This is a genomic window from Gordonia sp. CPCC 205333, from assembly GCF_048537885.1.
Taxonomy (GTDB): Bacteria; Actinomycetota; Actinomycetes; order Mycobacteriales; family Mycobacteriaceae; genus Gordonia.
Window position 1 is genome coordinate 642,316 of sequence record NZ_JBCLVI010000003.1, and the last position, 14,507, is coordinate 656,822.

The 14,507-nt window shown below is 59.5% G+C and carries 15 protein-coding genes; 7 read left to right on the forward strand and 8 right to left on the reverse strand.

The annotated features are described in order from the left end of the window. Positions 1-111: 111 nt before the first annotated feature. A complete protein-coding gene (locus AAFP29_RS13235; protein ID WP_419217816.1) occupies positions 112-534 on the forward strand; it encodes a nitroreductase family deazaflavin-dependent oxidoreductase in 423 nt (140 codons plus the stop codon). Here AAFP29_RS13235 and AAFP29_RS13240 read toward each other — a convergent pair. The 3 genes from AAFP29_RS13240 to AAFP29_RS13250 form a co-directional block, all read right to left on the reverse strand. Then, positions 503-1,444, reverse strand: a complete 942-nt coding sequence (locus AAFP29_RS13240; protein ID WP_419217817.1) for an alpha/beta hydrolase — start codon at positions 1,442-1,444, stop codon at positions 503-505. The genes AAFP29_RS13235 and AAFP29_RS13240 overlap by 32 nt on opposite strands. A gap of 12 nt (positions 1,445-1,456) precedes the next feature. Then, positions 1,457-2,446, reverse strand: coding sequence for a bile acid:sodium symporter (locus tag AAFP29_RS13245; RefSeq protein WP_419217818.1), 990 nt, complete (start codon positions 2,444-2,446; stop codon positions 1,457-1,459). Between the two features lie 168 nt (positions 2,447-2,614). After that, positions 2,615-2,836 (reverse strand): hypothetical protein, encoded by a 222-nt coding sequence (locus AAFP29_RS13250; protein ID WP_419217819.1) that lies wholly within the window; start codon positions 2,834-2,836, stop codon positions 2,615-2,617. A gap of 107 nt (positions 2,837-2,943) precedes the next feature. Here AAFP29_RS13250 and AAFP29_RS13255 point away from each other — a divergent pair, with 107 nt between their 5' ends. Continuing rightward, on the forward strand, positions 2,944-3,426 hold the full coding sequence (locus AAFP29_RS13255) for a DinB family protein (RefSeq protein WP_419217820.1): 483 nt from the start codon (positions 2,944-2,946) through the stop codon (positions 3,424-3,426). Between the two features lie 16 nt (positions 3,427-3,442). Here the strand turns inward: AAFP29_RS13255 and AAFP29_RS13260 are convergent, their stop codons facing one another. From AAFP29_RS13260 to AAFP29_RS13270, 3 genes are all read right to left on the reverse strand, one after another. Continuing rightward, positions 3,443-3,940, reverse strand: coding sequence for a hypothetical protein (locus AAFP29_RS13260; RefSeq protein ID WP_419217821.1), 498 nt, complete (start codon positions 3,938-3,940; stop codon positions 3,443-3,445). A gap of 122 nt (positions 3,941-4,062) precedes the next feature. After that, positions 4,063-5,310 (reverse strand): hypothetical protein, encoded by a 1,248-nt coding sequence (locus tag AAFP29_RS13265; protein ID WP_419217822.1) that lies wholly within the window; start codon positions 5,308-5,310, stop codon positions 4,063-4,065. A gap of 144 nt (positions 5,311-5,454) precedes the next feature. Continuing rightward, entirely contained in the window at positions 5,455-6,906 is a 1,452-nt protein-coding gene (locus AAFP29_RS13270) for an amidase (RefSeq protein ID WP_419217823.1), read from the reverse strand. A 343-nt stretch (positions 6,907-7,249) separates the two neighbouring features. Between AAFP29_RS13270 and AAFP29_RS13275 the strand changes: the two genes are divergently transcribed. The 4 genes from AAFP29_RS13275 to AAFP29_RS13290 all read left to right on the forward strand — a co-directional run bounded on the left by AAFP29_RS13275 (position 7,250) and on the right by AAFP29_RS13290 (position 10,900). Further along, positions 7,250-7,555, forward strand: a complete 306-nt coding sequence (locus AAFP29_RS13275) for a hypothetical protein (RefSeq protein WP_419217824.1) — start codon at positions 7,250-7,252, stop codon at positions 7,553-7,555. Positions 7,556-7,888: 333 nt separating this feature from the next. Next, positions 7,889-8,998 carry an agmatine deiminase family protein gene (locus AAFP29_RS13280; protein ID WP_419217825.1) on the forward strand — a complete coding sequence of 370 codons (1,110 nt, stop codon included), beginning with the start codon at positions 7,889-7,891 and terminating at the stop codon, positions 8,996-8,998. Positions 8,999-9,620: 622 nt separating this feature from the next. Then, positions 9,621-10,478 (forward strand): RCC1 domain-containing protein, encoded by an 858-nt coding sequence (locus AAFP29_RS13285; RefSeq protein WP_419217826.1) that lies wholly within the window; start codon positions 9,621-9,623, stop codon positions 10,476-10,478. Positions 10,479-10,708: 230 nt separating this feature from the next. Then, entirely contained in the window at positions 10,709-10,900 is a 192-nt protein-coding gene (locus tag AAFP29_RS13290) for a hypothetical protein (protein ID WP_419217827.1), read from the forward strand. A 239-nt stretch (positions 10,901-11,139) separates the two neighbouring features. Here AAFP29_RS13290 and AAFP29_RS13295 read toward each other — a convergent pair whose 3' ends face one another. Next, a complete protein-coding gene (locus AAFP29_RS13295) occupies positions 11,140-11,502 on the reverse strand; it encodes a hypothetical protein (RefSeq protein WP_419217828.1) in 363 nt (120 codons plus the stop codon). 1,628 nt (positions 11,503-13,130) lie between these two features. Here AAFP29_RS13295 and AAFP29_RS13300 point away from each other — a divergent pair. Next, entirely contained in the window at positions 13,131-13,913 is a 783-nt protein-coding gene (locus AAFP29_RS13300) for an SDR family oxidoreductase (RefSeq protein ID WP_419217829.1), read from the forward strand. A gap of 32 nt (positions 13,914-13,945) precedes the next feature. Here the strand turns inward: AAFP29_RS13300 and AAFP29_RS13305 are convergent, their stop codons facing one another. Then, entirely contained in the window at positions 13,946-14,449 is a 504-nt protein-coding gene (locus AAFP29_RS13305; RefSeq protein WP_419217830.1) for a hypothetical protein, read from the reverse strand. Between the last annotated feature and the right edge of the window lie 58 nt (positions 14,450-14,507).

Consider the following 14,507-nt stretch of genomic DNA (forward strand, 5'->3'; position numbering starts at 1 on the left):
TGTGGATGCTGCGCGGGCAGGGGAGTAAACAGGTACGAGGTCGCTCGCGGACGGTAGCGTAGGACCGGCAGCCATCAGACGAGTATCAGGATCGATGCCAGGAGTAGCCACATGAGCGCACCAGCCGACTGGAATACGCAGATAATCAACGAGTTTCGCGAAAATGACGGCCAGGTCGGAGGGAATTTCGAGGGGGCACCGATGGTGTTGGTACACCACGTCGGACGCAAGACGGGTAAGCAGAGTGTGACACCCATGATGTACCTGCCCGACGATTCCGACGCGGCGACGATATACGTCTTCGCCTCGAAGGCAGGAGCTCCGAGCAATCCAGCGTGGTATTACAACCTCACAACCGCCGGGACGGCCCAGATTGAAGTCGGTACCGAAACTTATGACGTGACAGTCAGCGAGCCGACCGGCGACGACCGCGACCGCATATACGCCGAACAAGCGCGTCGCTATCCGGGATTCGCCGACTATGAGAAGAAGACGACGCGGGTCATTCCGGTGCTGGCGCTGCGGCGGGCATAGCGCGCGGTAGCCCGATCCAGTCGGCGATATCTCTTCGCGCCGCAGCGGCCATCGCCGTCGGATGAACTGAGAAGCCATGTGGCGCTTGGGGATAGACGCGCAGGTCGACATCATTGTTGGCGGCGGCGAGCCTGGTGGCGAACGCAAGGTTGTCCTCCAATAGGACATCTTTTTCGCCGACGACGATAAGCGTCGAAGGTAAGCCGGCGAGATCTGCGAATACTGGCGAGATGTCGGGATGGGTTCGGTCGTCGACATGTCCGATGTAGGCCTCCAGAAAGTACTCGTCGGCGATGAGTCGACCGGCAGGCGTCGTACCACTGAGATCGTAGGTGCCGAATTGCAGTGTCGCACTGGTGAAGTGCCGTGCGATCCCCCGATCCCGGAGGCGAAGTAGCGTCACCACCGCAAGTGTGGCACCCGCCGAGAATCCGCCTATAGCTAACTGGTTTGTGCCGAATCGTCTTTCAGCCTCATCCAGGAGCCAACGTGCGGCCGTTTCGCAATCGTCGGGCGCGGCCGGCCAGGGCGCCTCGGGTGCGAGACGGTAGTCGACGCTCACCACAACCATGCCTGCCCCGTCGGCGAACTCCCGGTTGCGAACATCGTCGCGTGCCGCGGAGTCCAGGTAGAAGCCACCGCCGTGAATGTGAAGGAAGATGCCGTTCACCACACCACTGGACGGTTCGATTACCCGGACCGAAACCGAGTGGCCGTCGGCACGGACATCGAGTGTGTACACGCCTGGGTCGGGTGGCGGCAGTTGCGCTTCTCGTTGGGCACGCACCTCGGTCAATTCGGTGAGTGATCGCGGTCCGGATCCGGAAGGTCTCGTGGCGTAATAGTTGCGAGTCTCATCGATCAATGAGGACAGTGAACCATCGATCAGATCAGGTAGTCCGAAACGCATAGAATCCTCTGCTCACAGTTCATGTTCTCGGTCACGCTTGTTCGTCGGCGGCACCAGCCGCGGAACCACTCGCACGTAGATCACCATGCCGATCACCTCGATGAGCGTTTGGGTAACCACCACTGCCGCAGCCACTTCGAAGCCCGCGGGCAATGCCAGCGCTAGTGGCAACACCACCAGCGAGTTCCGGGTGCCGCCGGAGAAGATCACCGCTCGACGTCCGGCGGTATCCAGTTGCAGAAGTAGCCCGACCACCACACCACCAACGCCCATCACGATGAGGAAGGTGACATATACCGGAATTGCGGCGACAACTGATGTCCAGCTACCTCTAATCGTTGGTACTTGGGACGCGGTGACAATCGCAAGGACGAGCATCATCAGCGGCACCATCGATACTGAGATTCCAGCCGAAAACCGCCGCCCAGAGGTGTGTTTCGTCGACCACCACTGGGTCGCCCACGCGAGCGCAAGGGGAATGACGATCAACACGCCAAATGCGTTGAGGAACGGTCCGACGTCGATGATGGCCGCGAGATCTGAGCCCATATACGCCCACAGGAACAGTGGCAGCAATAGCATTTGGAGGAGTAACAGCATTGGAGTCGCGGCCAGCAATCGCCGCGCGTCGCCGCCGGCCAGCCCGCTGAAGACGATCACGTAGTCAACGCATGGACATAACAGGACCAGTAGGACGCCGACCCGTAGGGCTTGGTCGGACGGCAAGAAAGTGAACATCGCCGCCACCACCAGTGGCACAACAACGAAGTTCACAACGACGATTGCTGTCATGAAACGCCCGTCACGGATCGCGGCAACTAGCGAGGCGGCCGGCACCTGCAGGAACGTCACGTAGAGCAGTAGACCGAGAGCAGGGTTGATGAAGTGCTCCAACGTCGGTCCGACGTCGGGTACCGCGAGGCCAGTACCCACGCCTGCGACGATGGCGGCCAGGTAGAGAAGCACCTGGTGGTGTTCCATGCGTTCTGCGAGAGTCGGCATCTGCTCCGCTCAGTCGAGGTGGATATCAGGAGACAGCTTAGGCGAGTCGCTTCATCAACAGTGACAGCAAGGATGCCCTGCCGTACACGACCTACACGACCTACACGACCTACACGAGCGTGCGAGTGACTGCGTTGCGAGAGCGGTCAGGTCAAGGTGTCGCTGAGTTCAATCGATCGAGGCCTGTTCCAGACGTTGACCGGGCCTACGTGCAGTGGGACGATTGTCGTCTCCGCGCTCAATCAGCGCACCGATGGCACCCATCACGGTGAACGGAGCAATCCCGGCATCGTGTGCTCGGGCAGACCACTTTCGACTCTCATCGACCAGTGTTTCGCCGACGTCGAAGACGAGTGCCTGTGCATCAGAAGACAGCCGCGAATCGTCCACCGGGAGATGGCCTCACGAGTCGTGGCGTCAAAGGTCGAACACGCGAATGGCGTTGCCATTGAAGCCCACTGTCCCAACACCCGTATCGAAACCTGGAGTGAAACCCCATGATTACCAACGGAACTGAACGAGAAGTTATCGAAAGCATGCTCGACTCGAATCGTCAGGCACTCGTCGATAGCGTTCGCGGCCTGTCCGAGTCCGCTGCGCGCCGACGACTCGTCGTGTCGCTCACCACGCCTATTTCATTGGTCAAACACGCAGCGGCAGCCGAGCGAATCTGGTTCCAGCGATTCTGGGCCGGGCTCGATGAGTCCGATTGTGACGGCTACTCTCGCCGCGACGAGGGAACGTTCCTCGTCGCCGACGACGAGACGCTGGAAGACGTGATCGCCGAGTTCGAGCAGGCCAGCGCACGATCACGTTCCATTGCCGCGCGCTTCGGACTGGACGACGTCAAAGACAACCCACGCGAGGGGACCGTCAGTATGCGCTGGACATTGCTATTGATGCTGCAAGAGTTCGCCAGGCATGCCGGGCACGCGGATATTCTGCGAGAGCAGATTGATGCGTCTGCTGCGGACAACTAGATCAACGATCGGCCGATTAAGCGATGGCGATCGCACTGCCTTGACGCGGGGGTGATGTGACAGAGCCTGGCCCTAAGAAGTCCCGCCCAATCCACACCGTTGGGGTCAGCTGTCGGTATTCGTGAGTACTTACCGGCAGTCCGGCGAAGTCGCGGACAAAATCAGCCGACCACGCCGGTTTGTGGTCGACGAACGACTTGGGCGCGTAGACCAGCGGACCGCCCGCATCGAGGCCGGTGATGTAGTTCTTGTACACCCACGGTTGCCCCTGCGGTCCAACACCAAAGGTCAACGCATCGCCCAAATTGCTTTGCAGGTCGCCAAATTGCTTGGCGTCGCGGTAGTCGCCAAGTCGACCGTTGCGCTCGGAGACCGGCAACAAGTAGAGCCGGTGCTTGCCGACCGTCGGCGGAGTACCCAGTGAGGCATTCTTGTAGAGGTCAACGATTTGCTTACTGGTGCAATGGAAACGCAAGGAATTGACGGTGCGATCTCGGCTATGAGAGTCAATCACGCAGTGGCCATCGGGCAAAGCAGGGCGTGCGGACGCTGGGCCGATTCCCACTAATGCCGTTACCGCGGCAGCCGCGGCAACAAGTGGGGCTGCGATCGAATAGCGTTTGACGCCTTGAGCTTTCATTTGACCGTCACTTTCGTTTCGTTCGCCATACTCGAGATCAGTGGGGCAATGTTGAACAGGACTCTATGTTGCTGAAGTTGCTGCTCGTACGGGGTGGACATGTAGCTGACGAGCTGCTTCCAGCGGTGCTGAGCCTGAAACGCGTACTTCGGTAACAGCTCACTGTTGATGTAGGACCACCGAGCGGGGAAAACCGACCAATTCCAGGACGGCAGTGGCGCGGTCAGGGTGACGGTCCGTCCATCTACTTTGGTGGAGATGTCGAGCGGACGATATGCCCGCATCGGCGACACTCCGGCGACGGAAGGCGACCCGACGATAGTGGACGCATAGGTCAGCGCCTCACCGATGGGTGCCTTGTAATGCCGCGTCGAGTCCCACTGTCGTCCAACCACTTCGCTCTGTTCCCGACGAAGGAGACGGCCATTCGCCGCCGTGATGCGCGACGAGTCACCAGAGGCGATGTCGTCGAACGCTGTAGCGATATCGGCCGGGTAGAGCCCGGTGTTGACGAGTTCATGGACTGCGGGCAGACCACCTTGGACATAGGCGGTGTGCACTGGCATCAGATCGCCGAAAATATTCTTCTGCATCACCAGAATTTGTCCGATGACGGCCGAGATGTCGGCAGCTGAGATGGTGTTGCCAACTGTCGCCAGCGCCCGAAGCCCGGATGGCAGGCGGTTAAGTAGTGCCGGGCCGCCGGCCGAATTGGCTCGGCGCACAACCTCAGCTACCACTGGCTGCAGATGGGCTACCTGATAGATCTGACCTGCGAGCTCCAGGTCGAGCAAACCGCCACCAAAGTCGGCGCCAACTTGTCCGGCCATGCCGGCCCACCGGAGTTCTCGATGGCCAATTTGGAGATCCTCGTAGTATCGGTACGACCGCACCAGGTTTTGCAGGTTCGCACTCACTCCCGCACGAGGATTCCAACGACTCAGTTCGATGTGCGCGGCTTCAGTTGATCGCTGCAACCAGTACGTGTATAGCAAAGCGCCGTAGCGCCGCGGCGAAAAACCTTGTTGCCGAGCTTGTTTGACCAATCGTCCGGTCTGAGTGCTACTCGATGGCAGGGCACGGTTTGGTGCGCCCATGCCGTGGGAGGCGTCGCGATTCGGCAGCCCGGCATCGAGATACTTGGCGAGGCCACCATTGGCGTCTGGCGCGGCGTGGGCGACACCAGTCGACGAAAGGCCGCTGACGACAACGGCAACCGCGACAACTAACGAACGTCTGATCATTGGCAATACACCCCGACTTTAGAACTTTGTAACGCTAATGACCCTAGTGGAGTCGGTGCCGCCCAGGACCGTGATTTCCATCTCGTCTAGTGCTCGATGTGATCTGATTGTCTCGTTTTGCTTAACGTCCGGGTCGCGAGGCAATTACTGCGGGTTTCGGAATCCGCCCAACGCATCTTCGAGCAGTTCGGCGAGCCGCAGGGTTGATCGGTCCTCGAATATCGGCCCAATGAGCTGCACACCTACCGGTAGGCCTGAAACGGATTGTCCTGCAGGCAAAACGGTGGCGGGCAGGCCTGGCATCGTCGCCAGTCCCGCCCAGACGAGCTGGTCGAAATAGGGATACTCGGCACCATCGACGTCTATCCGACGATTGAGTAGATCGGGCCGGTGATCATGCACAAACGCGGTGGTGGGCGTGACGGGACACAGCACAGCGTCGAAGTCGTCGAACAGTCGACGCCACTGAGCGCGATGAGCCTCGCGACGCTGGTTCACAACAAGCCAGTCGCCGTGGCTCAAAGCCATCCCTCGCAGTTGAGCCGCCCCAAGACTGCGGTCATCATCGGCCAGTTCCGCAGCGCGGTCTCGCAACTCGTCATAGGTGGCAACGGGAAAGCGTGCCACCGAACCCGAGAACAGCAATTGCATGTAGAGGGCCGCAGCGTCGGTGAGGTCTGGCAGCAGCGAACTGTGTCGTTCGACGCGGGCACCGCCAGCGATAAGCGTTTCAGCGACGTTCCCGACAGCCACCCGCACCGCTGACGATGTGGGAATCAGTGGGTGCTCGTCGAGAACCAGTATCCGAAATTGATCCAATCGATCGTGACGCGGAATCGGCATCTTAAGTTGGTGCGCGACGCCGTACGTAAGGGGATCTGGTCCGGCCATGACGTCCAGCAGAAGCGAAAGGTCACGCGCAGTACGCGCCATCGGCCCGACAACTGCCAAGTCTGACTCAACCGGCAATCCTGGCGTGGCAGGGGGAGTCATCCCGCGCATCGGAGCCAGTCCGAGTGACGGCTTGTGACTGAAGATTCCGCAGAAGTGTGCGGGGGTACGCAGCGATCCCGCGATGTCGGAGCCGATGGACAGGGCTCCGAATCCGTACGCCAATGCCGCCGCCGAACCTCCGGATGATCCGCCGGAGGTACGCGCGCGGTCCCAGGGATTGTTCGTAGTGCCGTATATCTCGTTGAAACTCTGGATGTCTTGCAACCCGAGCGGCACGTTGGTTTTGCCGAGTATGACCGCGCCGGCCTCCTTCAACCGCGTCACCTGGACAGCGTCGTCGGCTGGAACGAAGTCTCGACACTCCGGCATACCCCACGTCGTCGGCATTCCCGCCACGTTGTAGGACTCCTTCACCGTCACCGGGACACCCAGCAGTGCGCGATCCTCCCCACGAGACCGAGCGCGATCGGCGTGCTTCGCAGCGGCCATCGCACGGTCGAAGTCCCTGACGCAAATCGCGTTGATCTCGTCGTCGAATAGTTCGATGGCAGCGATCGCGCTCCGCGTCAGTTCAAGAGAAGACACCTCGCCGGACGTCAGCGCTTGTAATTGTCTCTCCGCAGACCAAAGATTCTGTTCCATGTTTCCGACGTTAACGGGATGCGGTTGAGGGCATAAAATCGCCTGGGCCGCAAGGGAAGTCGTGCCGGACTGGGCGGAATTGATGACTAATATTGCTTCGGTTTTCAGTATCGTCTGTCGTCACATTCATTAGGACGCGTAACGGAACTTGGACCGCATTCGATGTTCTACATGTATCTGCAAAACGTCACAGGATGGAGTTAAAGTGAACCAAGCACGAACAATTCTGAGTGGTGTCACCGCAGCAGCTGCTGTTATTGGCGTGGGGGTTATGTCTTTGGGGGCCGGAACTGCGAGCGCATCGTTAGGTGAGACCCGAAACGTATGTACTCTCGGCGCCGACATGGCGGTATACGGTGGAAATCAGGCCGGACAGTACCCGAATATCGATCAGCGCATCCCGGGTGTTGGCTATGTAATCGCAAATCTGCCGCTCGGCGCCAAGGGCTGGACGGGAACTCTCAAATGGCGAGATATTCTGACCGGAAGATCCGGTTCCGCCGGCCCATCGACACAGGGGCCAACGGGAGTCAATGCCATCGACTTTCCGCAGCTGCGCACGGGACCGGGACTCAAAGCCGTAACTGTCAAAGTAACAAGCGACAAGGGGCAGGCATTTAGCTGTTCCGGGCGTCTCTACGTCTTCTAGTTGGCGTTGAATATTCTGGAACTCAGTTTATGAGCTCTGCGTCTCTACTCATAAGGTGATCGAGGAAATTCGGCTGCTATTAGCTAGCGGTTACACACACCCCACGTACCCCGCACGGACTACGTCCGTGTGGGGTACGTGCAGTGAGCTTCTCGGGTTCGCGGGCTGTCGATAGCCCGCCCGTCGACCATGCTCGCAGCCTTGATTGAAATTTTAGTCAGCAGTAGGTTAGTGACGACCAAGGTGTCCCCCGGTGTGGGGAGAGACGCCGACGCAGAGCGACTATCTTCTGCCAATCGTCAGCCCGCTCCGCGATTCGCAGAGGATCTCAACATGTACAGGCGCACGTTTCTTCGGGCCTCGGCCGCCGCGATCGGCGGCTTGCTGGTTGCTGGTTGCTCCGACGACCCCGCATCGAACCCAGAGACTCTGCCGGATAACCGCGTATGGCGGATGCCCGAGGAGGGCGAGCGGCACAGTCGGACCTGGATGGCGTTCGCGGCGAATGAACGGATCTGGGGCGCCGATCTCGTGCCAGAGGTGCAGCAAAATCTCGCGACCATCGCTACCGCGATCGCACGGTTCGAACCAGTGTCGATGTTGGTGCCAGCAGGTCAGATGGAGGTCGCTCGGAAGCTCGTTGGCCAAACATCTGTGGAACTGGTGGCGTGCGAGCTCGACGACCTCTGGATTCGAGACACCGGACCTGTCTTTGTTCACAGCGGCGCTGAGAGGGCCGGCGTGGACTTCAACTTCAACGGGTGGGGCGACAAGCAGCGGCACCGATCCGACGCCAAGGTTGCACAGTTCGTCACGAATCATGTAGCGGCTAAGCGGCTTCGGACGGATCTCGTTCTGGAGGGCGGTGCGCTTGAAGTCGACGGCAACGGCACGGCCGTCATCACCGAGAGTTGCGTGCTCAACAAGAATCGCAATCCAGGGTGGACGAGGTCCGACGTCGAGGCTGAGTTGCGGTCCCTGCTGGGCATTCGAAAGGTGATTTGGTTGCCTGGGATCGCGGGGGAGGACATCACCGATGGCCACACCGATTTCTATGCTCGCTTTGCCCGACCAGGTGTGATCGTCGCCGGACTCGAAACCGACCCGGAATCCTTCGACTACGCGGTGACTCGGCGGCACCTCGACATTCTGCGTTCGGCAACCGACATCGACGGCAAACGCCTCACCGTTGAAGTACTTGAAAGTCCGTCAAGTGTGCGAGACGAGTTCGCGAGCGACGACTTCGCTGGCGGTTACATCAACTTCTACGTGTGCAATAAGGCTGTCATCGGACCGGAATTCGGAGCTCGGGACACCGATGCCGCCGCGCGAGCGACGCTCCAACGATTGTTCCCGGATAGGGAGATCGTTCAGATCAATATCGACGGGATCGCCGCAGGCGGCGGCGGGATTCACTGCGCTACACAACAGGAGCCAGCATGAGCTAACCCAGTAAATGTCCCATTTGGTGGAGATTGTCGTCTTTTCGCCGACGTGATCGACGTAAAGGCCAACAGGGTTGAACGGATAATCTACGATATTGGGACTCAACCGACGAAGTTCGATAGATCATATAAGTCGTAGGTGTTGTCGTGGATGACATAGGCGGACGCCTGTTCTGTGCCACCCGTTAGTGTCGCGCCGAAAGCCTCAGCAGCGGCGACAGCAGCGGCCAATGACCTTGATACAAATATCGTCGTTGAGTCAATTTATGGCCTCTTTCTGTAGGGCGCTCTAGTGCACCCGGATTTTGAGTGTGCTTGAATAGGCGATATGATGGTCCGCAGAGGTAGCTCTCGCACCTTAGCTCGAATATTCGCTATCAAGCAATACCTCCGGACGATTTGATATAAATTCAGTCTCACTTAACTGCCGGTTATGACAACTAACTGTTTCGAATATCTATCCGTCTGCTGTAAACGTTTCGGGAGTAGGTTTATCGAATGACCGATGTTATCGGAGCGTCCACCTCGGCAAGCCAGTAGTGTCGGGCGCATACGGAGCGAACCATTTTCGAACATGATGTCTTGATGGAATCTGGTGTGGTGGAGTTGTGGAGTTGAAGATGCGACATCGAAGAGTCATAACGGCTGGTCGACGCCACTCTGTCGGAGTCATCAATGATGGAAGATGCGTCGCCGCTGGCGTTCCACGTGAGCCGGAGGCTGACGTAGGCGACTGGAGAGGGATCGTCGGGGTCGCGGCGGGCAATGTCCACTCGGCCGTGAATACAGGGAGGTCGCACACCGTCGGCCTTCGTGTTGACGGAACGGTTGTTGCGACTGGTTGGAACGGTGATGGCCAGTGCGATGTCGGCGACTGGCGCGATGTCGTCAGTATTGCCGCCGGGTGGCGGCGAACTCTGGGGCTGTTGGCAGATGGATGTGTAATTGCTGCCGGGCGAACCGCCGACGGGGCCTGCGACACGGGTAGTTGGCGGAACATCGAGGACGTCGCGGCGGGGGATTGGCACACCGTAGGCCTCCGCGAGGACGGCACCGTGACGGCGACGGGGATCAACCGTCGCGGCCAGTGCAATGTCGAGGATTGGCGAGGGATCCGGTCGGTAGCGGCCGGCTATCTCCATACGGTGGCGGTGACTAACGATGGGGAAGTGCTCGCGGTCGGCGACGAACGGACGGGTGGCGCCACCGATGTGCGCCAATGGCATGGTGTTGTCGACGTTGCCGCCGGCAGCTACCACACGCTGGGTCTCGATGCGTCCGGCAACGTGCTGGCCGCCGGCGACAATAGCTTCGGACAGTGTGACGTCTCTGCGTGGCGGAACATCGTGGCCGTCGCAGCGGGTTCGACCCACAGTCTGGGCTTGCATGAGGATGGCACGATCGTTGCTGTTGGCAACAACGATCACGGTCAGTGCGAGACGGGTCGGTGGCGACTGGGATCCTGTCAGGCTGAATAGCGCAGTGCGCCTGGCGATTACGCTTGTCGGAGTCCGACTCGCGGGTCACTTGGAGCGCGATTCGCCCATTCGCCGGATTTCTCCTATTCGCCCGATTCGCCCAGTCGCCCACAGCGGCGAGCGCAATGAACTCGCGTCATTCGTTCGGTACAGGACCAGTCTATAGCGGGCTATAGTTTTCTTTGGTTCGATAACATGCAACCGACAACATAAGCGCGAGGAAGTGTGCCATGGACAGGGCAAGAGCTGAAAAAGTCAACCGGGGAATCAACTGGGTCTACATTGTGGTGGGCGCGATCGCGGGTGTCGCACTCCTGGCCATGGGCAGCTACTTGTGGGGCATATTGGCGTTTGCCGCAGGCGGTCTCTTGTACTTCTTCAACCAGCACAGCCTGAAGAAGTCCAACACGACTGCGGAGTAGCGCGGATACGCATCGAAGAGGGCTCTCTTGCCTGTGCCGGTGTCACCGGTGATCATCACAACCGGGACCACTCAACGTCCAAGGTGGAGGAGTTTCGAGCGCATTGCTACGGTGTGCGACTTGGATACGACAGTCGTTCGCCGGCACGGCATGCATACCTGACTTGGCCAACCATCTGCATCGGCCTCACTGGTCGTCCCATCGGCTCCGGCAAGAGTGAGTGACAGTCGGGGGTCGGGTTAATTGTTGGTCGGGCGCAGCTCGGTATGACCGACCACAAGTTGCCCAAGGTAGACCGGACCTTGGTACCCACCGGCCGATCGCCGATTCAGGACGTAGCGCAGACCGTAGGCGTCAACGAATCCGCCGGCGCGGGTCGCGACGATCCGGAACCGCTGCGGCCCGAATGGGCCGTAGTTGGTGAGGACTTGACCGTCGACCGCTATGTAGCTCCGAGCGGTGGTGCCGAACAGCACTGCCGTCGACCGGTAACGGCCTTCAGAGACCTTCGCGGATGCATCGGGTGCCGTTACCAAGCCACCGGTGAGTATCGCCGCGATGGCTGCGCTGACAGCAATTGGTCGAGCTAACGATGAACGCATCTCTTACTACCTCCGGAGTCGTAGTTTCCACAGATTTGTGCCACCTCAAATATCGGGCGTCGGGACGGTCACGTTACTGAACGGGACAATCCTGACGCCGGTCCGCTACTAGGGCAGGCAGCGGCAGCAGCAAGCACCGAGTCGCAGCCCATCCAGGGCGTCAGGTGTACTTAACATAATGTACGTTATCGGCAGTAACCGGCTCGTAGACATACATCGTGATTGATGGTCAATGTGAACGGTCACCGAGATTGGCTAGTTTTCACGAATTTGGCGAATCTGACGGCCGTTTTGGCGAGGTTTGACAACGCTTCGGCTCTGAGCGGCAAAGACCACCGACCTCGTTGGCGGAGCCAAACTTCCCATAAGCGCCCACGGTCGCCGCACTTGCCCATGCGCGACGGGGCTGTGCATCTCTATTCGCGAGAGTCGGCTGGTTAAGCTGCTCCAGGACGTTTCGTCGGCCGGGTTACTTTACGTCACTGTGACGAAATGCGTCAATCAGGTTCCTTCAACTTCACTGCCAAGCCCTAGTACTTGGGGTACACCAAAGTCCAACCGAGGTGATAGTGCCGACCGGCAGGGATGTACGTCGGTGCAGTTTGCCCATACCAAGCCCTATGGCCGTGGCCTGGCGTGTAAGCGGCGTTGACAGCAGTCCGCAGGTTGCCGGGCACTCTCCACATAGTGCAGCCGTTGGCGCTGCGCTGAGGACGAGAGTAATGAGGGAGGTTACCTCGGTAGGTCATCGCAGTCTGCGCCCCGGTCCACACCTTTCCCCCATTTGCGGGTGCATATCTGAAACACGCAGTGACCCATCCATTAGCCGCCGCATTCGCTGGTGCAATCGCTACCACTGATACGGCCGTGAGTCCGACGATAACCAAGAGTCCCAAAATGAACTTCGTTGCCCTGACATTCGGTCGATTCATAGGACTACCCGCTTCCTTCTACCTCAGTCTTCGGCAGGACCGAGCTGGTCTGGACGTCCGCGTCCTCCATGACGTCGGCAAATGTTCCTCTGCAGAACGTTAGCGCTTACGGCCACGAGTGGTCGCGAATTGCCCGATCTAGAGGAGAAGTCAAGAAGTACTTGTCATCCCGAACTACTTCTTCGTCGACGACATCGCCTGCACAGCTCTCGACTCGACTGGCGGGATCGAATGCACGAAGGGCGCCAACGGATTCCGCTACAAGTCCGGCGAATTGACAATTCGCGGCACCACCTTCACGCTCACGCCATCTTCGACCACCGCAACGACATCATCCCCACAAGGGGGTCCGTACACCGAGGGCACCACACCGGCAGCACCTGGCACAGCCTGTGGCGCAGCGACTGGCGACATAGTCGTCCAAGTCATCAAAGACGAAATCGAACTCGCCACGCCACGCCACGTTAGTGGCCCCGCTGGGCCGGTCAGGGGCAAGCGATAGAGCGCTACTCGTCCGCGACCCAACCCGACGTAGCGTTCACACACCCGCACACGACGTGGTCCGGACCAAGTTTCGAATTGTCTCCGCCATGCCGGTCGACCCACAATCTTGGCGGTCGAAATTTTCCACAGGTCGAACGCGCCGTTGTGTCTCACACTTCTCGCCAACTGCCCGCTACAAGCATAATTGCCACTGTGGATCTACACCTCAACGGAAAGACAGCCCTGGTAACCGGCGCGAGCCGCGGAATCGGTCTGGCCGCAGTACAAACCCTAGCCGCGGAGGGCGTTCGCGTTGTTGGCACCGCCCGCACAATCACTCCTGAATTGAAGCGGTCTGCGATCGGTGTCATCGCTGCGGATCTCAGTGCTACCGGCAGTGCCCGACGACTGGTTGCTGAGGCCGAGGACCAAGTCGGGCCACTCGACTATTTGGTCAACAACGCCGGTGGTGTCGACAAGCCGGAACTAGCAGGTTTCGAAGGCACCGACGACGACTACTGGCAGCGCATGTTCAGCCTGAATTTCTTCGCGGCAGTCGCCACGACGAGGGCCGCGATCCCAAGTCTTGCTCGAAATGGTGGCGCGGTGGTCAATATTTCATCTATCGGCGCTTGGCACCCCGGCAATCCGACCTTGGCCTACGACACCGCCAAAGCCGCCCTCAAGGCATTTGGCGAAGGTTTGGCAACTGAATTGGGCCCCAAGGGGATTCGCGTCAATACCATCTCGCCGGGCCCGGTCCGCACGGCAATCTGGGAAGCGCCTGACGGGGTTGGCGCTCAACTCGCTGCGGCCTCGAACACTGCCCACGACGCCCTTCTCGCCGACGTTCCGCGATCACTCGGTCTGGCAACCGGCCGGATGATCGAACCAACTGAAGTGGCCGCGCTCATCGCCTATCTCCTATCCCCAGTCGCAGCCAGCATTACCGGTGCCGACTATCTCATTGACGGTGGCGCCATCCGGACGCCCTGAGGCGACTTTCATCGCGCCACCGTCTCTGACAATCACCGAATACTAATATTCACATCTCGCGAGATCATGAATCCGTGATTCTGGTAGCAGGCAATCCCGTGCACGGTTGAGGTGCACGACGTTGACTGCACCATCACGGTCTTGCCGTACGCCAGAACGGGTTGGCGTGACGCGTAGAAGATGCCCTGTGACGTGCAGCGGTGGATTACGTTGCCGTTCTCGAACGCGACGAGATACTTGTTATTCGCCTTGTTGGAGCACGCGGGACCACCGGCCGGCTTCACACTGACGCCCGTCTGGCACCCGATCGAGCCGTGCACCGTGGTGTCGATCTTGCATGCGACGTTCCCGGACGGAGACTTGAAGGCGAATACACCCGGCGACACCTGGAAGGTTCGCGCATCGACATTCGCTTGATCGCGATTGGGCTTTGGCGGAATCGGGACTGACGGCGACGCCGATGCGGGCGCGAGTACTCCCCCTCCGACGAATACCGCGGCGAGAATTGATAGTACGACGACCATGAACTTGGACATTCTTCTCCTGACGAACTGCCGAGCTGAGTTAGTTGACGATGAATACATCGGAAACCCT

Bases quoted from the DNA above. Each gene is read 5' to 3' on its own strand.
- AAFP29_RS13235 (WP_419217816.1), top strand. From the start codon at position 112: ATGAGCGCACCAGCCGACTGGAATACGCAGATAATCAACGAGTTTCGC.
- AAFP29_RS13240 (WP_419217817.1), bottom strand. From the start codon at position 1,444: ATGCGTTTCGGACTACCTGATCTGATCGATGGTTCACTGTCCTCATTG.
- AAFP29_RS13245 (WP_419217818.1), bottom strand. From the start codon at position 2,446: ATGCCGACTCTCGCAGAACGCATGGAACACCACCAGGTGCTTCTCTAC.
- AAFP29_RS13255 (WP_419217820.1), top strand. From the start codon at position 2,944: ATGATTACCAACGGAACTGAACGAGAAGTTATCGAAAGCATGCTCGAC.
- AAFP29_RS13265 (WP_419217822.1), bottom strand. From the start codon at position 5,310: ATGATCAGACGTTCGTTAGTTGTCGCGGTTGCCGTTGTCGTCAGCGGC.
- AAFP29_RS13270 (WP_419217823.1), bottom strand. From the start codon at position 6,906: ATGGAACAGAATCTTTGGTCTGCGGAGAGACAATTACAAGCGCTGACG.
- AAFP29_RS13275 (WP_419217824.1), top strand. From the start codon at position 7,250: ATGGCGGTATACGGTGGAAATCAGGCCGGACAGTACCCGAATATCGAT.
- AAFP29_RS13280 (WP_419217825.1), top strand. From the start codon at position 7,889: ATGTACAGGCGCACGTTTCTTCGGGCCTCGGCCGCCGCGATCGGCGGC.
- AAFP29_RS13285 (WP_419217826.1), top strand. From the start codon at position 9,621: ATGCGACATCGAAGAGTCATAACGGCTGGTCGACGCCACTCTGTCGGA.
- AAFP29_RS13290 (WP_419217827.1), top strand. From the start codon at position 10,709: ATGGACAGGGCAAGAGCTGAAAAAGTCAACCGGGGAATCAACTGGGTC.
- AAFP29_RS13295 (WP_419217828.1), bottom strand. From the start codon at position 11,502: ATGCGTTCATCGTTAGCTCGACCAATTGCTGTCAGCGCAGCCATCGCG.
- AAFP29_RS13305 (WP_419217830.1), bottom strand. From the start codon at position 14,449: ATGTCCAAGTTCATGGTCGTCGTACTATCAATTCTCGCCGCGGTATTC.